Annotated in this window: 20 protein-coding genes and 1 pseudogene; 6 read left to right on the forward strand and 15 right to left on the reverse strand. The window is 36.3% G+C overall.

Features of this window, described 5'->3' with window-relative positions:
* Positions 1-112: 112 nt before the first annotated feature.
* Positions 113-565, reverse strand: coding sequence for a hypothetical protein (locus EK417_RS09510; protein ID WP_136522049.1), 453 nt, complete (start codon positions 563-565; stop codon positions 113-115).
* Positions 566-647: 82 nt separating this feature from the next.
* On the opposite strand from EK417_RS09510, the gene EK417_RS09515 reads away from it, so the two are divergent.
* A complete protein-coding gene (locus EK417_RS09515; protein WP_136522050.1) occupies positions 648-2774 on the forward strand; it encodes a helix-turn-helix domain-containing protein in 2127 nt (708 codons plus the stop codon).
* Positions 2775-2811: 37 nt separating this feature from the next.
* On the opposite strand, the gene EK417_RS09520 is transcribed toward EK417_RS09515, so the two are convergent.
* Positions 2812-3660 carry a M12 family metallopeptidase gene (locus tag EK417_RS09520; RefSeq protein WP_136522051.1) on the reverse strand — a complete coding sequence of 283 codons (849 nt, stop codon included), beginning with the start codon at positions 3658-3660 and terminating at the stop codon, positions 2812-2814.
* 258 nt (positions 3661-3918) lie between these two features.
* Between EK417_RS09520 and EK417_RS09525 the strand changes: the two genes are divergently transcribed.
* From EK417_RS09525 to EK417_RS09535, 3 genes are all read left to right on the forward strand, one after another.
* A complete protein-coding gene (locus EK417_RS09525) occupies positions 3919-4923 on the forward strand; it encodes an LLM class flavin-dependent oxidoreductase (RefSeq protein ID WP_136522052.1) in 1005 nt (334 codons plus the stop codon).
* A 68-nt stretch (positions 4924-4991) separates the two neighbouring features.
* Positions 4992-6113, forward strand: coding sequence for a 3,4-dihydroxy-2-butanone-4-phosphate synthase (gene ribB / locus EK417_RS09530; protein WP_110367036.1), 1122 nt, complete (start codon positions 4992-4994; stop codon positions 6111-6113).
* Positions 6114-6213: 100 nt separating this feature from the next.
* Entirely contained in the window at positions 6214-6795 is a 582-nt protein-coding gene (locus EK417_RS09535; RefSeq protein WP_076595862.1) for a Crp/Fnr family transcriptional regulator, read from the forward strand.
* 77 nt (positions 6796-6872) lie between these two features.
* Here the strand turns inward: EK417_RS09535 and fmt are convergent, their stop codons facing one another.
* The 6 genes and pseudogenes from fmt to folK all read right to left on the reverse strand — a co-directional run bounded on the left by fmt (position 6873) and on the right by folK (position 14719).
* Positions 6873-7820: a methionyl-tRNA formyltransferase gene (fmt, locus tag EK417_RS09540; RefSeq protein WP_110367037.1), complete on the reverse strand. Its 948-nt coding sequence runs from the start codon at positions 7818-7820 to the stop codon at positions 6873-6875.
* Between the two features lie 121 nt (positions 7821-7941).
* Positions 7942-9852, reverse strand: coding sequence for a RecQ family ATP-dependent DNA helicase (locus tag EK417_RS09545; protein ID WP_076595864.1), 1911 nt, complete (start codon positions 9850-9852; stop codon positions 7942-7944).
* A gap of 78 nt (positions 9853-9930) precedes the next feature.
* The gene (locus EK417_RS09550) at positions 9931-11370 is read right to left on the reverse strand and encodes an OmpA family protein (protein WP_136522053.1); all 1440 of its coding nucleotides are present in this window, start codon (positions 11368-11370) and stop codon (positions 9931-9933) included.
* Positions 11371-11586: 216 nt separating this feature from the next.
* On the reverse strand, positions 11587-13116 hold the full coding sequence (locus tag EK417_RS09555) for an OmpA family protein (RefSeq protein ID WP_076595866.1): 1530 nt from the start codon (positions 13114-13116) through the stop codon (positions 11587-11589).
* A 62-nt stretch (positions 13117-13178) separates the two neighbouring features.
* Positions 13179-14285, reverse strand: a pseudogene (locus EK417_RS09560) (OmpA family protein); the annotation flags it as partial.
* Between the two features lie 17 nt (positions 14286-14302).
* On the reverse strand, positions 14303-14719 hold the full coding sequence (gene folK / locus EK417_RS09565; protein ID WP_076595868.1) for a 2-amino-4-hydroxy-6-hydroxymethyldihydropteridine diphosphokinase: 417 nt from the start codon (positions 14717-14719) through the stop codon (positions 14303-14305).
* 20 nt (positions 14720-14739) lie between these two features.
* Here folK and sppA point away from each other — a divergent pair, with 20 nt between their 5' ends.
* A complete protein-coding gene (gene sppA, locus EK417_RS09570; RefSeq protein WP_110367039.1) occupies positions 14740-16497 on the forward strand; it encodes a signal peptide peptidase SppA in 1758 nt (585 codons plus the stop codon).
* Between the two features lie 76 nt (positions 16498-16573).
* Here the strand turns inward: sppA and EK417_RS09575 are convergent, their stop codons facing one another.
* From EK417_RS09575 to rpmB, 7 genes are all read right to left on the reverse strand, one after another.
* Positions 16574-16834, reverse strand: a complete 261-nt coding sequence (locus tag EK417_RS09575; protein WP_034694983.1) for a GlsB/YeaQ/YmgE family stress response membrane protein — start codon at positions 16832-16834, stop codon at positions 16574-16576.
* A gap of 70 nt (positions 16835-16904) precedes the next feature.
* Positions 16905-17858, reverse strand: coding sequence for a signal recognition particle-docking protein FtsY (ftsY, locus tag EK417_RS09580; RefSeq protein ID WP_076595870.1), 954 nt, complete (start codon positions 17856-17858; stop codon positions 16905-16907).
* Positions 17859-17873: 15 nt separating this feature from the next.
* Entirely contained in the window at positions 17874-18341 is a 468-nt protein-coding gene (locus tag EK417_RS09585) for a RidA family protein (RefSeq protein ID WP_076595871.1), read from the reverse strand.
* A 157-nt stretch (positions 18342-18498) separates the two neighbouring features.
* Positions 18499-19455 carry an MBL fold metallo-hydrolase gene (locus EK417_RS09590; RefSeq protein WP_136522054.1) on the reverse strand — a complete coding sequence of 319 codons (957 nt, stop codon included), beginning with the start codon at positions 19453-19455 and terminating at the stop codon, positions 18499-18501.
* Between the two features lie 83 nt (positions 19456-19538).
* A complete protein-coding gene (locus EK417_RS09595; RefSeq protein ID WP_073175385.1) occupies positions 19539-19691 on the reverse strand; it encodes a DUF4295 domain-containing protein in 153 nt (50 codons plus the stop codon).
* 20 nt (positions 19692-19711) lie between these two features.
* The gene (gene rpmG / locus EK417_RS09600) at positions 19712-19894 is read right to left on the reverse strand and encodes a 50S ribosomal protein L33 (protein WP_027373683.1); all 183 of its coding nucleotides are present in this window, start codon (positions 19892-19894) and stop codon (positions 19712-19714) included.
* A 6-nt stretch (positions 19895-19900) separates the two neighbouring features.
* On the reverse strand, positions 19901-20143 hold the full coding sequence (rpmB, locus tag EK417_RS09605; RefSeq protein ID WP_002976757.1) for a 50S ribosomal protein L28: 243 nt from the start codon (positions 20141-20143) through the stop codon (positions 19901-19903).
* Positions 20144-20386: 243 nt separating this feature from the next.
* Here rpmB and EK417_RS09610 point away from each other — a divergent pair, with 243 nt between their 5' ends.
* A complete protein-coding gene (locus EK417_RS09610) occupies positions 20387-22096 on the forward strand; it encodes a T9SS type A sorting domain-containing protein (RefSeq protein WP_228457919.1) in 1710 nt (569 codons plus the stop codon).
* Positions 22097-22253: the final 157 nt, after the last annotated feature.

The following is a 22253-nucleotide window of genomic DNA, read 5'->3' on the forward strand; positions in this document are numbered from 1 at the left end:
ATAATATAAGTTGATTAAGTGTCAACTTATTTTAGGACGGGACAAAATAAATATAAAAGCTCTGTTCTGAAACAGAGCTTTTTCGATTTGATATAGAACCTTTGCTTTATTGTTAATTATTGTCCGGTGTAATAAGTCTGATCTTGCCATTGACACATTTGACAGACGTAGGCGGCGTGATCATCATACAGTCAGACGCAATATTATACTTTTCATTAAAAGCTTTCACTTTATCCGTATACTCATTCACTCTTTGCAGGAAAGTCTCTTCTATTTTCTTAGGATAGGCAATGTATTGCTGAGGGCCGCCACAGGATTTTGACCCCATAGGAGCAAATGTCCATTCACTCGCATCCGTACATTTTTCTCCTGATACTTCAGATTCAATGGAAGCTTTTAATCTATCCAGCTGTGCCTGTTCGTATTTCTGACTTTCTGCGTCAGCAGGCCTGTCTGCAATATCAATAGGAAGATTGGTATTGGCATTCTTTGATGTATTACATGAAACCAATGTTAATGTAGAACACAGTACTATTGCCGGAATATGAAAGAATAATTTTTTCACAATAAACGTTTTCTTTTTTATAATTTTTCAAAACTTATGCCAAGGTAAGAAATTCAAATTCATTTCCGTATTTTTGACGAAGATGAATAATCATTTTTTTGACTTAATAGAATATACCAACAGAAGCGTTTTTTTAACCGGGAAAGCCGGAACAGGAAAGACGACATTTCTTAATGATTTTGTAAGGCGTACAAAGAAAAAGCATATTGTAGTGGCTCCCACGGGAATTGCTGCCATTAATGCAGGAGGAGTAACAATCCATTCCATGTTTGGGCTGCCGTTAAGAACCTTTCTTCCTACTACAGAAAGGATAGATACCAGTTTGGCCAATAATATTGCCGATCTGATGCCTCATTTTAAATACCGCAAAGATAAACTGAAACTTCTGAGAGAGGTTGAAATCATTATTATCGATGAGGTTTCAATGCTGAGAGCTGATGTTTTGGATATGATGGATTTCTCTTTGAGATTCATCAGAAGGAATAATCAGAGATTTGGAGGGGTACAGATGCTTTTTATTGGAGATTTGTTTCAGCTTCCTCCGGTGGTAAGGGATGAGCATATCCTGAAAATGTATTACAATTCACCCTTCTTTTTTGACAGCCACGCCATTAAGGAAATTCCTATTGTTACCATTGAGCTGACAAAAGTATACAGACAGTCTGATGAAGAGTTTCTGGAAATTCTGAATGCGATCCGTGACGGTGATGTGGATAATATAGATTTTAATCATCTCAATGAAAGGTATGATCCTGACTTTGATATGGGAAAAGAATCCTATGTGTATCTGTGTTCTCACAACAAAATGGCAGATGAGATTAATCAGGAAAAATTAGCTGAAATAAAAGTAGATCCTCAGATTTATGAAGCTAAACTGGTAGGAGACTTTAAAGAGAACCAGTTTCCTAATGACCAGTTTCTGGAACTGAAAATAGGAGCCCAGATTATGTTTATCCGAAATGATATTTCCGGAGAAAAGAAATATTTTAACGGAAAACTGGGCGAGATTATCGGGTTGGATGAAAATGAAATCCGTGTTGTTCTGGATGAAAGTGAAAGGGAAATTGTGGTAAAAAGAGAAACCTGGGAACAGAAAAAATATTTCCTTGATACGGATAAAAATATCAAAGAAGAAGTGCTGGGAAGTTTCGAACAGTTTCCTATAAAATTAGCATGGGCGGTTACCATTCACAAAAGTCAGGGATTAACGTTTGATAAAGTCATTATTGATGCCGGGAAAAGTTTTACTGCCGGTCAGGTGTATGTGGCTTTATCCCGCTGCAGAACACTGGAAGGGATTGTTTTGAAATCAAAAATTACTCCTGAAGTTATTTTCAAAGATAACAGGATTCTGCATTTCCATACGGATACTATTGCCAATGATCATGTTGAAGCAATTCTGAATCAGGAAAAATATGATTACAGCATCAGAAAAGTATTGCGTACATTAGACTGTACATGGTTTTTGAAAGAAGTGGAAGAGTGGAATAATCTTTCTATTGTCACTAAAAATATTGATCATGTTAAAACCAAACAGCTTTATCTTCAGTTGAAACATGAAGCGGTCAATCTTGGGAAAATTTTTGAGAAGCTGGAACGTATCATTTTTCAGAAGGTTAATCATTTTATTGAACAAAAAGAAGAATGGTCCGAAATTGAAAGCAAATCAAAAGGAGCTGTCAACTTCTTCTTTACAGAAATCAGAAATAAAATTTTCGATCCTTTAAAAGAATTTTATGCTGAAATAAAAGGTGCAAAAGGTTTAAAACAATATAACGAAGAATTTAAAAACTGGCTGGAAGATATTGAAGAGTATCTGAACAGTCTGAGAGATATTCACTTACTGGAAAAGAAACTTTTAGATGAAAAGAATGATAAGGAAATCAATCTTAAAATTGCTAAAGTTCCTTCTCAGGTTTTAACCTTCCAGCTGTTTGAACAGGGGAAAACTATCGGAGAAATTGCCTTAGAAAGAGGGTTGGTGAAAGAAACTGTTATCGGACACCTTGCCAAATTTGCAGAACAGGGATTGCTGGACATTGCCAGAGTCATTACTTCAGACAAGATCAAAGCTTTTGAAGATGAATTCTACAAAAATCCACACGAAACTTTAACCGAGTGGAAGAATGCACTGCCAAGTCATTTTGAATTTAACGAAATCAGGATTTTAATTAATCACTATAATTATAAAAAGGAAAAGAACTCGTAAGAGTTCTTTTTTTGATTAATAAGCGATTCTTAAAAATTTAAGGATACATCGCATTGATAGTATTGATATCTCCGGTTGTGAATCCGGTTCTGTTATAAGTGAAATTACTATTATCAGCTCTGGTAATTGTTGGAAGCCCATTTTTAGAATAAGAGGTTGGCCAGTACATCATCACAGAATTAATATTGAATGGCCCTATATCTGTTCCGGAATTATAGATATTGAAATTATAAGATTGTCCGTTTTGGATATTGTTCCACAGGATTTTTACATATTGATCTCTGTCTTTACGCGTATGCTCATGGTAAAGTCCTACCGTATGTCCCATTTCATGAATCACTGATCCTACAGAAATGTACTGATCCAGAGAAACCGTTTGTTTTCCGCCCCGATATCCTATATGAGCCCAACCATCCGATCCTGATGAGCTTCCGAAAATAAATTCAACATAATTGGACTGATTGGTACGGTAGATCCACTGAGTATTGGTTTTATTATTATACTCGCTGATCGCAGAGTTGATTTTATTGACATTGATAGAACCCATATTGCTGGCAATGGTATAATAAATTTTACCATTGGGCCATCTTGAATAGCTGGCACCCCCTTTATTAACTTCATTTCCTTCGGATAACTGTTTATCAGTAAGAACAATATCTTCCTGGAAAAAATTCATTCCGTTTTTTCTTTCATAGGTAATTTCCTGGCCGTTCAATTGTCCCTTTTTTACATTGTCTGCGTTGAAGGCATTCGTTTGTGCTTCGGAAATAATTTCTTCATTGTTCTTACTGCAAGAGGAAAATGTAGCAGCAATAAGAAAACTCATAAAGACAGTTTTTCCTGTCAGCATCTGCTTACAAAACAGGCTGTTTGTTTTTTTGTTCATATTAAAGTTTTTAAAATTTGGTATACGAATATAATAAATATGTCTCTTTTTATTGAATTATTTTTGTTGAAATACATTTTTAATATGATTATTTAATTTTAAAATCATATAGACAAAACGATGTATACAAAAATTTTATTCCAATAGTTTTTCCCTGAACTGATCAATTGTTTTTATTAATTACAAAAAGTAACTAATGAGGTTTTTATGTTTTAAATTTGCCTTGTTTTTCAACTAAAGAAAAATTAACATCATAACATGAAAAATTTTGAAATTTCTGTTTTAGATCTTGCACCTGTAAAGCAGGGCAAAAGCATTCATGATACTTTTCAGGACAGCTTATCACTGGCCAATCACGCTGAAAATTTACATTATAAAAGATTCTGGCTGGCAGAACACCACAATATGGAAAGTATTGCAAGCTCTGCAACCTCTGTTTTAATAGGTTTCATCGCTAACGGAACGAAAAAAATCAGAGTAGGTTCAGGAGGGATTATGCTTCCGAATCACAGTTCTCTGATTATTGCAGAACAATTTGGTACTCTGGAATCTCTGTTTCCGGGAAGAATTGACCTTGGTTTAGGAAGGGCTCCGGGAACAGACGGACTCACAGCACAGGCTTTGGGAAGAAATCCTGCGATTATTAATGAACAGTTCCCAAGACAAATTCTCGAACTTCAAAGATATTTTTCAAAAGAAAATTCGGATGCAATGGTTCGTGCCATTCCGGGAGAAGGGCTGGATATTCCATTATATATTCTGGGATCAAGTACAGACAGTGCGTGGCTGGCTGCGGAACTTGGTTTGCCTTATGCATTTGCAGGACATTTTGCTCCTGAGCAGATGGAAATGGCTTTTAAAATCTACAGAGAGCATTTTGAACCGTCAAAATATCTGGATAAACCTTATATCATTGCCTGTGTTAATGGCGTAGCAGCTGAAACTTCTGAGGAAGCTCATAAAATCGCGACGACTTTATTCCAGGCATTCATCAATATTATAAGAAACGACAGAAAACCTTTTGCTCCACCGGTGGATGATATGGATGAAATCTGGTCACCGATGGAAAAATCCATGGTGTTGCAGAAACTGAGATATACTTTTATTGGAGATCAGTCCGAAATTCAGGAAAAGCTTACAGATTTTCAGGAAAGATTCCAGGTAGATGAACTGATGATCAATTCACATATCTACAATCATCAGAAAAGATTGAGATCTTACGAGATTTTCAGAGAGGCGGCTAACTCCTTATCCAAAGCTTAATAAACCATTCATAATTAGTTGGCAGATGCTTATTTTTATGAGTATCTTTGCAAAAATAAAAAGTAAAAATGTCCGATATTAAATTAAATACTATTCCAGAGGCTATTGAAGACCTTAAAAATGGTAAAATAATCATAGTAGTAGATGATGAAGACAGAGAAAATGAAGGCGATTTTCTTTGCGCTGCAGAACTGACAACGCCGGAAATTATCAATTTTATGGCCCTTCACGGAAGAGGGCTGATCTGTATGCCGCTTCCGGAAAAAAGATGTGATGAACTTGGCCTTGAAGTAATGGTAAGCAGAAGCAGTGATCCTAAAGAAACGGCTTTTACTGTATCAGTAGACCTTTTAGGAAACGGAACATCTACCGGAATTTCTGCAGGAGACAGAGCAAAAACTATTTTAGCACTGATGGATGAGAAATCCAAACCTACAGATTTTATGAGACCTGGTCACATTTTCCCGCTTCGTGCAAGAAAAGGTGGTGTATTGAAAAGAGCCGGACATACTGAGGCTGCCATTGATCTTACACATTTAGCAGGTTTGAAAGAAGGAGGAGTGATCTGTGAGATCATGAATGAAGATGGTACCATGTCCCGTCTGCCTGAACTTCACACTTTTGCTCAAAAGCATAACATGAAGATCGTTTCTATCGAAGATCTGATCCACTATCAGCTTAAAAAAGGTAATCTGGTAGAAAGACTTGAAGAGAAAAAAGTAAAAACGCATTACGGTGATTTTGATTTTTATGCTTTCAGAGAAACGTCCAATGATCAGATCCACTTTGCATTGACAAAAGGAGCATGGACAGTAGATGAGCCTGTTTTGGTAAGAGTACAGTCTTCAGATTCTTATTTTGATGTATTGACCAGATTAAATAATGGTGAGAAACCGCTATTGGAAAAGGTAACCAATATGGTAAATGAGGCAGGAAAAGGCGCTATTATTTTCATCAACAACGTTTCTAATTCTGAAAATACGTTGAGAAAACTTCAGCAGTTTCTGAACTATCAGGACGGCCAGGAGCAGCATCCTACACTGGCGTACAATTACAGAGATTATGGAATCGGAACGCAGATCCTGAAGAATTTAGGAATCAATAAGTTCAAAGTAATTACTCAAAACCCTAATATCAAACCTCAGGTTGGAGGATATGATGTAGAGGTTACTGAAATGGTGCAATTGTAAAAAATGAACGGGCAGTAGTGAATTATTTTCGCAATAAATAACTGCTTGTAATACAAAATATAAGGTTTAGGATTTTTCTAAACCTTTTTATTTTTAAACGATGACTGAGTCCTTAAAGAAACATATCCGGGAATATATTGATATTTCAGACGAAAAGCTTGAAAAATACTGCAGTGCCTTCATGCTTCGGAAAATAAAGAAAAAAGAATTTCTTTTAAAAGAAGGGGAGATCTGCGAATTTGAAGGATTCGTGGTAAGCGGATGTTTTAAAGTTTTTCATACCCATCATAATGCAGCCGAACAGATATTGTATTTTGGAATTGAAAACTGGTGGATCTCCGATATTGATAGTTTTGTGAATCGTATTCCTTCAAAGCTCAATATTCAGGCGCTTGAGGATAGCGAGATTCTTCTTATTCCCAAAAATGAAAAAGAAGAATTATATGCTGAAATGCCGGAGATTGAAAGATTAATGAGACTTAAGTTTCAAAAATCAATAATAGCATTGCAGCGTAGAATTATTGATAATCTAAGCAAGCCTTCAGATGAACGTTATGTTGAGTTTTTAAAAGATTATCCACAGACAGCACACCGTCTTACCAATATTCAGATTGCGGCCTATCTGGGAGTAACACCGGAATTTATAAGCAGAATCCGGAAGAAAATTGTCAGTAAAAGCTGATGGCTGAAAAATAAAAAGTCCCGAAAGTTTATCTGTAAACGCTTTCGGGACTTTTCTATGTCAGATAAAGATCTATTTTAGTTTAATGTAATTCCGTCAAAATTTCGGAAGCCATTCAGAAAATCTTTTACCATCATCCTTTTTTTACCTTCCAGCTGAAGTTCCAAAGGATAATAGATTCCGTCCTGAGTATAGATTTTAAATTCATTTTTAGAAATATCGAGACTTCCGGCTGGTTTTCCGTGATCAGAAAGTTCAAATTTCCCTCCGAATATTTTTAATCCTTTTTCTTCGTTTTCAATTTTTAAAGTGGTGAAAGCTGCAGGATAAGGGGACATTCCCAGAATAAACTGATGAACGGTTTTTGAAGGCTGTTCCCAATTGATTCTCGTATCTTCTTTAAAAATTTTATAAGCGTTTTTAGGATATTCTACGTGTGGCTGGGGCTTTTCTTCAATAGCATTTTCAGCAAGACCATCCAGTGTCTTAACAACAAGTCCTGAACCCATTTCCATCAGTCTGTCGTGAAGGCTTCCCGCATTTTCATCCGGTAAAATTTCTATTTCCTGCTGAAGAAGAATATTTCCTTCATCAATTTTTTCATTAATAAAGAAAGTAGTGGCTCCGGTTTTTTCTTCTCCATTGATTACTGCGTAATTAATAGGAGCTGCACCTCTGTAGTCGGGAAGTAATGAAGCATGAAGATTGAAGGTTCCCATTTTAGGCATTTCAAAAAGTACCTTAGGCATCATTCTGAACGCTACCACTACAAAGACATCAGCTTCCAGTTTTTTAAGTTCTTCCAGAAACTCTGGATTTCTCAACTTTTCCGGCTGGAAAACAGGAATATTGTTTTCTTCTGCATAGATTTTTACCGGTGATTGGTGAATTTTCTGTCCTCGTCCGCTTGCTTTATCAGCCACAGTTACTACACCTACCACCTGATGGTGAGATTGATGGATGGCCTCCAGAGAAGTTTTTGCAAACTCAGGAGTCCCTAAAAAAACGACTTTCAATGATTTCATGCTGCAAAGATAAGTTTTTGATCTGAGAGTCGGAAGATATTGGAGTTAGAGGGTAGGAGAGTTTGAGAGTAGGAGATGAGATCATAATGTTTATCATTACTCATTACTCATTACTCATTACTCATTGCTCATGATTAAGCGCATATGTTCTGAAGTTGAGCATTCTTACTTTTCCTGAATCCAAAAGGAAAATCAGATTTTCCAGGATATTTTCTTTGGAATGATAGCTGAGCTGGATAGACAGTTCTTCAATAGTAGCTGATTTTTTAGCTAATAAATTAATGATCTGCTGGGAGATATTTTTTCCAAAGATAGACTGCTTATTTTTTTCACATACAGAACACTGGCCACAGTTTTTTGAATTTTTTTCACCAAAGTAGGCCAGGATAAGTTTCATTTTACAGTAGTCATTGTTTTCCACATAAAACTTCATCTCTTCCCATTTCTGAATTTTGTTTCTCTGAATATGTTCAAATAGTTTCCAGTAAGCACTATTTACGGCCCTTTCATCGCGGGGTTTCAGGAATTTAATACTGGCTAGTGCTCCATCTATATATTCAAGATAGTTCTTTTGCTGAAATTCTTTCAGTCGTTCTTTGATCAAAGGAACACTGATGTTGATTTTGTTGCTTAGCTGCTGTTCACTGAACATTACTTTGTGGGTGGTAATCCCTGATATGTTACGGAAAAGAAGCTCTATAAAATAGGCGTCCTTTTGTGGCAGCAGGTCTATCTCATCAGCTTTGATAAACAGCTCGATTGAAGACAGGCTTTTGTAATCATTATAGTAGACAATTTCCTGGTTATGGAGAAAATTGAGTACATTGCTGATCTTGGCTTTCGACAGTTTGGTGAAATTCTGTATACTAAGATTATTCAGTTGAAATGTTTTTTCCGGAAGCTCAAATTCTGCTACCTGAAAAATAGAGTAGAGGTAGCTAATGATCTTCAAAAACTCAGCTTTGTTTGGGGTCTGATTTTTTAAAACCTGATCAAAATTAAGAAGTTCCTGTTTATTCCAGAGCATGAAAGCAAAACTGTCTTTTCCATCTCTTCCTGCCCTCCCGATCTCCTGATAATAATTTTCCAGAGATGCAGCAGGGGAATAGTGAATGACAAAACGAACATTGTCTTTATCGATACCCATTCCAAAGGCATTGGTAGAAACAAGAACATGATTATCGCTGTTATTCCAAAGATTCTGTCTTGCATTCTTTTCTTTGGTTGTCAGGCCGGCATGAAAATAATCCACATTTTTCAGTTGATTTTTCTTCAGAAATTCTGCCAGCAATTCTGCCTCTTTTCTTGTTCTTACATAGACAATTCCGGAGTCATTGCTGTATTTTAAAATATCAAAAACACGCTGAAATTTATCAGCTACTTCATCAGTAAAGATTTTAATGTTCTCTCTTTTGAAACTTTTTTGAAAAACAAAAGGATTTTTCAGTTCCAGTTTATTTTTGATTTCTTCAAGCACTTTTGGGGTTGCCGTTGCCGTTAAAGCAAGACAGGGAATTTCAGGATTATTACTTCTGAATCCTTTTATATTCTGATAGCTGGGTCTGAAATCCTGGCCCCATTCTGAAATACAGTGCGCTTCATCAACTGCAATGAATGACAGTTGAATTTCCTCCATGTTTTGAATAAACTGAGTATTGGTAAGTCTCTCAGGAGAAACATAGAGTAGTTTGGTAAGTCCTTCCTTGCAGCGGCCGTAGATGGTTTCGGCATCGTATTCATCCAGTTCAGATGAAAGATATTCTGCTTCTATCCCACGTGATTTAAGCTGATTGACCTGATCTTTCATCAATGCAAGCAATGGAGATACAACAAGGCATGTTCCTTCTTTCAATAAGGCGGGTAATTGATAACATAAAGATTTTCCTGCTCCTGTAGGTAACAGAACCAAGGTATCTTTTTCGTTGATGACAGCATTGATAATTTCTTCCTGAGAATCTCTGAAGTCGTTATAACCCCAGAAATACTTAAGAGTATCATATTTTAGCTTTTGAAAATCCTGCGGAGAAATCATGTTGTAAAAATAAGGAAAGAATTAGGACAAAAAAAGTCACGCCCTGCGTGACTTTTATATGATATATCAATATATTTATTATTTAGCTTCGAAGTATACTCTTCTGTTGGCTCTGTTTTTCCATTCAGGGCACTTCGTAGCCGGTTCACATTCAGGATATTTAAGGTCTTTTTCACCTTTTCCTACTGCCTGTAGTTTACCTGTCTGAACACCGTTTTTGATCAGATAGTTCTTAACGTTGTTTGCTCTTCTTTCAGATAGTTTTTGGTTGTAAGCATCAGTACCTCTTGTATCAGTAGCTCCGATTACATTGTAAGAACCGCTTGAAGAATTAATGTAATTTACAGCATTATTTAAAATTGGAGTATTTGATGGTAAAATTCTGTCAGAATTTAAATCAAATTCAATTCCTTCCAATTTAGTTTCTGTTTCTACTACAGGTCCGGTTGTAGCTACAGGACATCCGTTGTTTTCAACAGGTCCTGGAACGGTTACACACTTATCGTAAAGGTCAATTACACCGTCTAAGTCTGTATCAAGTGCAACTCCGGCACCGTCCACTCTTGCACCTGCAGGAGTATCAAGTTGTCTGTCCCAGTCGTCGCATACCCCGTCGTTATCAGCATCTCCTTTTTTACATACTTCGATATCCTGGTTTTTATTAGCCAGTACATCAAGTTTATAATAGATTTCCTGAAGCGGATCATGCCACATTAAGTGAGATTCGTGCTTTCCAAGTTTAACAGAAAGACCTAAAGTAGCATTGAAGAAGTTATCTGAAACCTGCTCAGAACGCTTGTTGATAGCGCTGTATTTATCTCCGCCACCGTCAAATTCATCATCACCGGTTACCACATACATTAATCTACCTTCAATATCAATTCTTCTGTTGACTTTAAATTTAAGACCTGTACCAGCCTGCATGAACATAGAACCTAATTCGAAAGGTTTGATTTCAGTCATTAATGTCAGTCTGTTACTTCCGTCTTTCTGGTATGCTCTGTATGCAATGGTACCAATACCTGCATATCCATGAAGCGCCCATCTGTAAGGAGAGTGGTTATCAACTCTTCTTAATAAGTTTGAAAAGTTAATATCTCCTAAGATAGAGATGGCGTCATACTGAGTTCTTGCTCCTACTGCTGTAGCATCTGGTGCTGCATTTTTAGTATTGAACCATCCTTGTCTGGTTTCACCTCTGTCATACTGTAAATTGATCCCAAAAGCATGGGTAATTGCTTTATCAATACTTACATAGGCTGAGTATCCAAAAAGGTTTTTACCGTTACCATTTTTGATCGAGGTTAAATCTGCTGATTGAAGAAGTGGAACACCTACCCCAGCAGAAATAGACCAATCATTAAATCTTTTAGATTGACTGGTGAATGGGGAAACATTAGCAGATCCCGAAGAAAATGTATTAGGATATTCTCCTTTTGAAACTGCCGTTGAGTCTTGTGCATACGTGGCAGAAGGAATTGCCAAAGCTAATGCAACAATTGCTAAACTTAATTTCATAGTGTTATTTTTTTAAGTTAAGTTATTTAAATGATTTTTTTTTACGTTAAAAAGTGATTTTGGGTTGGTTTTCTTTTCAAGGACAAACTTGCTGATTTCTAATGTGTTTTATACAGTTGTCCTGAAAATAATGATAAAGGTATGTAAAAAAATTCGTAGTAGAAAAAAAATAAACCGAAAAGAGCAATTCTTTTCGGTTTATGAAGTATTTGAAAATTATTTCTTCTTTTTCTTAGCAGGAACTTTTTTTACTGCTTTTTTTACAGGAGCATCTTCATAGTCTTTCTTTTTAATAGAATCCCATTCTGAACTTTCTATAAATCTTACCGTAACTTTTCTATCTGCCATTCTTTCAGCATCTGAAGCTGATGCAGGAATAGTAGCTTCAGCAGAACCTACTCCTCTTGACTTCAGCACATTTTCATTGATGCCTCTGCTTTCCAGAGCACCTACTACAGCGGCTGCTCTTTCTTTAGACAGTCTAAGGTTGTATGCTGCATTTCCTTTGATATCTGTATGTCCTGTTAACAGATAATTACCTCCGTTTTCTTTAATAATTGAAGCAGCCAGATCCAGTTTTTCGTTAGATTCAGGTCTGATTGTAGCTTTATTGAAATTGAAATAAATATCTTTCAGGGTTTTTTCTACCTCTTTAGCAGTTTCGTTATTGTCTTTTTTTGCTACAGGGCATCCGTTATTTTCTACAGGTCCCGGAACGGTTACACACTTATCGTAAAGGTCAATGACACCGTCTAAGTCTGTATCAAGAGCAACACCGGCACCATCCACTCTTGCTCCTGCAGGAGTATCAAGCTGTCTGTCCCAGTCGTCACATACCCCGTCGTTATCAGCATCACCTTTTTTACATACTTCAATATCCTGATTTTTATTAGCCAGTACATCAAGTTTATAATAGATCTCCTGAAGCGGGTCATGCCACATTACATGAGACTCATGCTTCCCTAATTTGAAAGAAAGACCTAAAGTAGCATTGAAGAAGTTGTCTGAAACCTGCTCAGAACGCTTGTTGATAGCACTGTAAGCATCACCGCCACCGTCAAATTCATCATCACCGGTTACCACATACATTAATCTACCTTCAATATCAATTCTTCTGTTGACTTTAAATTTAAGACCTGTACCAGCCTGGAAGAACATAGAACCTAATTCGAAAGGTTTGATTTCAGTCATTAATGTCTGTCTGTTACTTCCGTCTTTCTGGTATGCTCTGTATGCAATAGTACCGATACCTGCATATCCATGAAGCGCCCATCTGTAAGTAGAGTGGTTATCAACTCTTCTTAATAAGTTTGAAAAGTTAATATCTCCTAAGATAGAGATGGCGTCATACTGAGTTCTTGCTCCTACTGCTGTAGCATCTGGTGCTGCATTTTTAGTATTGAACCATCCTTGTCTGGTTTCGCCTCTGTCATATTGTAAATTGATCCCAAAAGCATGGGTAATCGCTTTATCAATACTTACATATGCTGAATAACCAAAAAGGTTTTTACCATTACCATTTTTGATTGAGGTCAAATCTGCTGACTGAAGAAGTGGAACACCTGCTCCTACAGAAATAGACCAATCATTAAATCTCTTGGATTTGTTGGTAAATGGTGCAACATTGGCAGATCCTGAAGAAAATGTATTAGGGTATTTTCCGTTTGAATCTGCAGTTGAGTCTTGAGCATACGTGGCTGAAGGAATTGCCAAAGCTAATGCTACAATTGCTAAACTTAATTTCATCGTGTATTATTATTTGATTTCTTTTTTTGAAAAAGAATTTTAAGTTTGTTAAATTATTTTACTGGACAACCGTTATTTTCAACAGGTCCGGGAACAGTTACGCATTTATCGTAAAGGTCAATAACACCATCAAGATCCATATCCAAAGCAACACCAGCACCATCTACTCTTGCTCCTGCAGGAGTATCAAGCTGTCTGTCCCAGTCATCGCATACTCCATCATTGTCTGCATCACCTTTTTCGCAAACAACAAGATCGGTACTTGCGTTTTCAAGAACATTTGTTCTGTAATAAGCTTCCTGAAGCGGGTCATGCCATGCCAGGTGAGATTCATGCTTTCCTAGTTTGAAAGATAATCCTAAACTTACTGTCCAGGCGTTATCAGATCTTCTCGAATTTAGCATGTTATATTTTGAACCTGGAGTGGAAGGATCATAATCATTAGGATCTGCCCATCCGCCGCCATCGAATTCATCATCACCACTGATGATGTACATGGTTCTTGCCTCAACGTCAATAAGTTTTGAAACATTGTATTTTATTCCCACACCTCCCTGATAGAAGATAGAGTTGATATCAATGTCCTGCTTGATGAACAAAGGAGTTCTTCTTGGAGTAGTGCTCCATCTGAATTCGTCATTATCATGCAGTGAAGTTCTGAATCCCTGAAGTCCAATACCCATATATCCATGGAAAGCCCATCTGTATGGAGAGTGGTTGTCTACTCTTCTGAATAAGTTCGAGAAGTTGATATCTCCTAATAAAGAGATGTTGTCAAACTGTGTTGTAGCAGTAGCTACTCCTGATTTTACACCTGCAGCACCGGGAAGCTGGGCTGTCTGTTTCGTTTCTCCTCTCATATACATAAGGCTTAGCCCGAATGCATGTGTGATTTGTTTGTCCACGCTTACGTAAGCATTGTAACCCCAATTGGTCTTATCCTTGCGGATAGATTTTAAATCGGAATGTACCATAAATGCAGGACCTCCTCCGACAGAAATAGACCAGTCTCTGAAAAGTCTGGATTTATTGTCAAAAGGTTTTACATTAGCGGAACCTGAGGAGAATGTATTAGGATACTCTGTGGAAGAGTTTACTGTAGTGCCGCTGTTCTGTGCGAAAGCTGCAATCGGCAATGACGTAGCCAATAATAATAAACCTAATTTCATACAATATGTTTTATGTTTTAAATAAAATCTTTTAATAATATTCTGGAAAAATCCCTTTCAAAAAGATGTTTTTTATGAGGGATTTCTAATCTTTCTGATTTAAAATTTAACTCATTATACTTAATGATATCAATGTCTATAATCCTGTCTGTATAACCTCCGGATACTTTTGAATCATTAATTCTTCCCATCTCAACTTCTATATTCTTAATACAATCAAGCAGTTGAATTGGTGAAAGATGTGTAAATATTATTGCTGCAATATTACAAAAAATATTGGAACTGACAAACTCTACAGGGGCAGACATTAAATATTCGCTAGTTTGTGAAATGTTGTTTCCGGCTTCATTGATCTTTTTTAATGCAAGCTCTATATTTTTTTTTTGCTCTCCTAAGTTACTTCCCAGTAACAAAACGACCTTATGCTGCGACATATTAGAAAATTGATTGATTTATGAGAAGTTTCTTTAAAAATGTTTTGGCAAATATAGTAGCAATTATCATACTTTGCGCTCTATTTTTCATCTTTTTCATCATGATGCTTGTGTTTAGCGCGATGGGGAATGATAAGTCGGTGGCGGTAAAAAAGAACTCCGTTCTTACGATTAATTTAAAGACCAATATAATCGATAGTCCTACGGAAGAAGAGATGGGATTATTCGGTATAGGCGCCCAAAATAAAAGTATCCTTATATATGATGCTTTAGAGGCCATCAATAAAGCAAAAACTGATGATAATATTAAAGGAATCAGTATAGAAGCTGATGATTTATCTGCAGGACTTACTCAGATTGATGATCTTAGAAATGCTATTGAAGATTTCAAGAAAAGTGGAAAGTTTGTATATGCATATGGGAACGGAGTATCACAGTCTGCTTATTATTTGGGATCTGTTGCGGATAAATATTATCTGCATCCGGCAGGAATGGTAGAATTAAAAGGTCTTTCTACAGAGGTTACTTTCTTCAAGGATTTTGCAGATAAATACGGGGTCGGAATTGAAGTCATCCGTCACGGTAAATTCAAATCTGCGGTAGAACCTTTTATAAGAAATGATATTTCTCCTGAAAATAAAGAACAGTTAAGTACGCTCTTGAATGATCTGTGGAAAAACACTTCCAGTAAAATGGCTGCTTCAAGAAAAATTGATACTGCTCAGTTCAGAATGATTACAGACAGCTTATATGGAATGATTCCCGAGCAAAGCTTACAATATAAACTTGCGGATAAACTGATCCAGAAATCAGAATACGAAGATCTTCTTAAGGCGAAGCTCAATGTGAAAGATAAAGAAAAGCTGAACAAGATTTCTTTGACAAGTTATATCAATTCTTATGAGGACGAGGATAAATCCGGTGAAAAGATCGCAGTATTGTATGCTTCGGGATCTATTAATAATGGAGATGAATACAGTGATATTCATTCTGAGAAATATGTGAAGTACATCAAAAAGCTTCAGGAGGATGATAAAGTGAAAGCTGTTGTTTTCAGAATCAACTCTCCGGGAGGAAGTGCTAATGCTTCAGATGAAATCTTATTTGAATTACAGCGGCTGAAAAAGAAAAAACCACTGATCGTTTCTTTTGGAGACTATGCAGCATCAGGTGGATATTATGTAGCCATGGCAGCGGATAAAATTTATTCAGAGCCTAATACACTTACCGGTTCTATCGGAGTATTTGGAGTGATGCCTTACTATAAAGATATTGCCGCTAAAAACGGAATCCGTGCAGATATTGTTTCTACTAATGCCAACTCGATGTATTATTCCGGATTAAACGGTGTAACCCCTTATGGAGTTAATATGATGACAAAAAGTGTAGAGGGTACCTATAAAAGATTTGTACATTTTGTAACTCAGAACAGAAAGAAAACTTTTGAGCAGATTGATAATGTAGGAGGCGGTAGAGTATGGAGCGGAGTTCGTGCAAAAGAAATAGGATTGGTAGACGAATTGGGTACTTTAACAGATGCTGTGAAGTTTGCAGCACAGAAAGCAGGATTAAAATCATACCACGTAGAAGCGTTCCCTAAGAAAATGAGTCCGTTTGAACAAATCTTCAAAGACCTGAACGAAGAGGATGTTTCTGCCAGAATTATTAAAAATAAGATAGGGAAGTCCAACTATGAAATTTTACAGCAAATCACAGACAAAAAACTACAGTCTGAGGTGAAAATGGAAATGCCTTATCAGATTAGAATCAACAACTAACTAAATTTTATATTGTATACAAAAATCCCGGATCTGAAATTTCAGATCCGGGATTTTATTTTTATCAACGTTATTATCAGCTTTTCTTTGTAGCCATTCCGTAAATCCAGAGGATAATTAATGCGCCTCCTATTGAGAGAATCCAGCTTCTCGGATTCCAGAATGAAGTGACATCTCCCCAGTGTAAAACGTAAACTCCTATAGCTCCTCCTACAAATGCTCCCAGAATTCCCAGAATAATAGTGATAAGCCATCCTCCTCCCTGAGTTCCCGGCATAATCATTTTAGCGATAGCACCTGCGATAAGGCCAAATAGAATCCATGTAATAATTCCCATAGTTGCAAATTTTTTTATTGTTAATATTTAAAATGATTGTTTGCTAATATAAGGGAAAACATGATATAAATCATCTTTTCTTGAAGAATGAGTCTACAAATTCCGTACCATTAAAAAGTTGTAAATCCTGCATTTTTTCGCCTACACCAATATATTTCACCGGAATCTGAAACTGATCGGAGATTCCGATAACAACACCTCCTTTGGCTGTTCCGTCCAGCTTTGTTACTGCTAAAGCATTTACTTCTGTTGCTGCTGTAAATTGTTTTGCCTGTTCAAAAGCATTCTGCCCTGTAGAGCCGTCAAGTACCAATAGAATCTCATGGGGTGCATCAGGAATTACTTTCTGCATCACTCTTTTGATCTTGGAAAGCTCGTTCATCAGGTTGATCTTGTTGTGAAGTCTTCCTGCAGTATCGATGATGACAACGTCTGCATTTTGAGCAACCGCACTTTGTACGGTATCAAATGCCACAGAGGCAGGATCTGATCCCATTTCCTGTTTTATAATAGGAACTCCCACTCTTTCGCTCCAGATAACAAGCTGGTCAACGGCAGCAGCTCTAAAGGTATCCGCAGCTCCAAGAACTACTTTTTTACCTTCCGATTTGAACTGGTGAGCCAGTTTTCCGATAGTTGTTGTTTTTCCCACACCATTTACTCCTACTACCATAATGACATATGGTTTTTTGGAGGTATCTATATTTCCCGTACCGGCATGTGGGTTTTCAAGCAATAACCCCGAAATTTCTTCACGGAGAATTTTGTCAAGTTCGTTAACGCCTACATATTTATCTCTGGCAACACGTTCCTCAATTCTTTCAATAATTTTGATCGTGGTAGAGGCACCTACATCGGAAGCAATCAGGACTTCTTCCAGATCATCCAGAACTTCATCATCTACTTTGCTTTTACCGACTACGGCTTTCGTCATTTTTTCAAAGAATCCCTGGCTGGATTTTTCCAATCCTTTATCTAAGGTTTCTTTTTCTTCTTTTTTGAAAATATTTTTAAACCAACTCATAGTTTTAGTTTATTCTTATTTATTTTTAATCACTGCTGTGGCTTCCACTTCTATCAATACATCATCTCTGAAAAGCCTGCTCACTTCTACAAGGCTGCTTACGGGAGGGTTTTGAAGGTTGACATGCAAATCCCTTACTTTTCTGAAATCAGGTGTTTTTTTGATGTCTGTGGTATAAATTACCAGTTTGATAATATCTTTTCCTGTACCTTCATATTCTTCCAGGATATTTTCAATATTTTTGAAAACCTGCTGCGTCTGCTCTTCAATAGTATTTCCCACAAGATTACCTTCAGAGTTCAGAGGAACCTGTCCTGATAATAAAATCATTTTAGAATTTCCACAGTCAATACTTACTGATTGTGATAATCCTTTAATAGTGAAAACTTTTGGCGAACTTTTATATTCTACAGAATTCATTGTTTTCTGACTGAATGAAAATAGAAAAGTTGCTGTACAGGCCAGAACAAGTATCTTTTTCATACTTTACTGATTAATAATCTGGTGAGCAAAGATAACAAAAAAACTACCCAAAACAGGAGTTGTTTTTTTATATGTAAACAAAGTCTTTATTATTTTTATTTCCTGAAGTTAATTATCAAGAGTTTTATTGCTGTCTCCTCAATGAAACTTATTGTCGCTATAATTCAAACTCATCTGCCATACGTGCAATATTAAATCCTTTTTCCAGTACCTCTTTACTTTGTCTGCTCTCCGGATTTAAAATTTTATTGGTATGATTAAAGTGGATAAAGAAAATTCTTTTTTTATGTTCCGGTGACAGGTTTTTAAACAGTTCCATACTTTCCACTACCAATGGATGTGGAATATCTTCAATATTTCTGTATCCTATTTCTTCCGAGTCATAGAATGTACCGTCCAGAAATGCATAATCTACTGTTTTTATCAGCTCTGCAATATTGTATTTCCATTTATTCCATTTGTCTATATCCGGAATAAATAATGCTTTTTTATGAGGGCCTTTAATGATGAAACCAACGGTTTCCGAATATTCATCACGATGGGGAACCTGTATAGGAGTAACTTCTAAATGAGAGTTCATCTTTATCGGTGTTTCATTCTGCATTTCATAAGGAATAATATTCTGCAAACGGATCAGCTGAGACCATGGCCCATTGTTTTCGAAAAACTTTTTAAGCCGCGGCATGGTGTACACAGGAATATCCCTGGAGTTCATCCCCTCTTTTCCTAAAAACATAAGACCTGTATAATGTCCGATATGAGCATGGGTGATAAAGATACCATCAGGTACCTTCTTTCTCGGTTCTGATGAATGCTCCATCAGTAATTCTACCTGTCTGGTAAAATCCGGGCTGGCATCGAAGATGTAGTTTTTCTGCAGTATTTCATCAATGACTCCCAGAGAAGTTACTTTTCTGTTTTCCTGAGGGTGTTTCCAGAGGTCTATACAACATTCTTTATGACATCCGATCTGAGGGGAGCCGGCATCCTGTATATTTCCTAAAATAATAATTTTTACATTCTCCTGAGAACTGATTTTCTTTTGAGTAGTTTGAGAATGGTAGGGAGACCCCGTAAACAGTATCGTGGAAAATAAAATAAAGAATTGTCTCATAATGTGTTTTTATGAAATGAGTATAACAAAAAAAAACTACTCAAAAATATGAGTAGTTTTTTATATTGTAAACAAAGTACTGATTATTTTTTTAAATAACCATCTACTTCATCAGCATTCATTACTTTTTCTTCGAAAACGTAAGCTCCTGATTTAGAAGACTTAATCATTTTCACCACTTTAGTCATCTTTTTAGACTGACCGCTTTGTAGGGTTGCTACTACTTTCTTTGCCATGGTAAGTTATTATTTATAAATTACTTAATTTCTTTGTGAAGGGTAGATCTCTTAAGAACAGGATTGTATTTTTTCAATTCCAATCTTTCTGTAGTGTTCTTTTTATTTTTTGTAGAAATGTATCTAGACATTCCTGGCATACCACTTTCTTTGTGCTCTGTACATTCAAGGATTACTTGAACTCTATTTCCTTTTTTTGCCATGATTTATTAATTCTTTTTAATCAATCCGTTTCTAGTAGCTCTTTCAATAGCTTCCTCGATTCCAATCTTGTTAATCACTCTCAATCCATGAGCTGATACTTTCAGTGTAACGTGCTTATCTTGCTCCGGAAGGTAAAACTTCTTCTCTAATAAGTTAATTTCAAAACGACGCTTCGTTTTGTTATTAGCGTGAGAAACGTTGTTACCAACCATTGCACGCTTTCCTGTTATTTGGCAAATTCTTGACATATCTCGATGTTCTTATTTGTATAATATTTGAGAGTGCAAAATAACAAAGAATTTTTTAGATAGGCAAATCTTTTGGAAAATATTTGCAAATAAGTGGCTGATTAATAATATTGAATTTTTAAAATAGTAGAATCCTTGGGATACAGCAGATAATCAGTGCTGATATATTTCATACGGGCTTTTTTTTACACAGAGAATTTAATACTCTATCTTTGTTTTTAATTAATCTAAATAAAAATAAATATGAAAAAGATTTATATTTTATGCTCTATGTTACCAGTCGGCATCATGGCTCAGAACTTTACCGAGGTGCAGACAAGCATGAATAACTTTTATTATTCTGCAGCTGATATTGCGGATATAGACAATAACGGTACACCGGATATCGTGCTCAACGGAGCAATAGATTCTGATGGGGACGGAAATGTAGACAGTACTTATAATGAAGTATATCAGAATAATGGGACAACCTTATTGCCGTTTGTAGGATTGGGAGCAGATGTAACGCATCTTGGAGATATTAAATTCATTGATTATAATAATGATGGGTTAATGGATATTATTTCTACAGGACTCAGCTATATGGATGTTGTTAATTATAAACAATACCGGTTCAAAAATACCGGGACAGGATTTGTAAAAGAAGCAGAATTACCAGGTAAAATTTACGGATCCCTTGAAGTTTTTGATTTTAACCACGATGGAAAACCTGATTATGCTATTAATGGAACTCAATACGCTCATGGAGGAGGTTTTGGAAATAGACTGGATTATTACAAAAACACGGGTGCAGGTTTTGATCTTACAGAAAATTGGGTAGATGGAACTCAGAGTGGAAGTTTTAAAGTAGTAGACCTTAATAATGATAATCTTCTTGATCTTGTGATTATTGGGTCAGATATCAATGGAGATGCGGTATCCAAAGTATATATGAATCAGTCTGGAGTTCTTGTTCCTACACAGGATCTTGCGCCTGTAGCGGTGGGGAAGATAGATTTTGCAGACTTTAATGCTGATGGTTTTCAGGATATCGTGGTGATTGGAAGAGATGGCAATGATGATGTCTATTCTGCTGTTTTAATAAATGATGGTAACGGAGCATTAACTCCACAGATAATTCCTGTAGGTGATATTTCAGATGTTGCACTAAGTGTAGGAGATTTAAATAATGACGGCTATTACGATTTTATCATTTCAGGAAATGAGAATTACACCGCTGTTGTGAAAACCTATATCTATGATGTTTCCAATCATATATTTAATGAAGGAACTATAACGGGGCTTACTAAACTCGGAGGTCCTGGATTGGTGCAGCTTTTTGATTGTAATAATGATCATCATCCGGACATATTATTGGGTGGGTTCGACTGGTCTGCTTCAGATTTTCCTTCACTGACTAAAATATTTAAAAATAATTCTACAGAGTCAAACGCAAAACCTGCAGCACCAACGCAGCTGAATCTGACTAAAAACGGAAACCGTTTCAATTTTACATGGAGTGGTGCTTCTGATGATAAAACTCCGGTGAATGCATTGCGTTATGAAATTACCGTAGGAACCGCACAGGGCGCTCAAGATATTGCTAAATATGTAGTAACAACACCATCTTGGTTCCTTGAGCTTGATCCGTCCATTCAGAATGTGTACTGGAGTGTGAAATCTATTGACGCTTCAAAAGTATATTCTGACGCTTCTACACAAGGTGTACTGGGAACAGCTGAAATCAAATCTGAAAAACAACTTGTTGTCTATCCAAATCCTACGTCAGATAAAGTGTATATAAAAGGAGAAAAAGTTTCAGAAGCCGAAATGTATTCAATGGATGGAAGAAAACTTAATATCAGTGTCAATGGAGATCAGTCTATTGATGTTTCTCATCTGCCTAAAGGGGTGTATTTATTACAACTGAAGATAAAAAACGAAATAACCACCAGAAAACTTACGATTAAATAATTGAATCAATTCAATCTTCTATCAATGAGAAAAGCCAGACGTCCAGCTGGCTTTTCTCTTTTTTATGGAACAAAAATCTGCGTGATCTGCAGAGTTTGCAAGTGTGCTATTTTCTCGTTGATTGTGCAGATTACACTGATTGTGTTATTTGTATAAA

Origin of the sequence: Chryseobacterium candidae (genome assembly GCF_004916905.1) — a bacterium.
GTDB lineage: Bacteria > Bacteroidota > Bacteroidia > Flavobacteriales > Weeksellaceae > Chryseobacterium > Chryseobacterium candidae.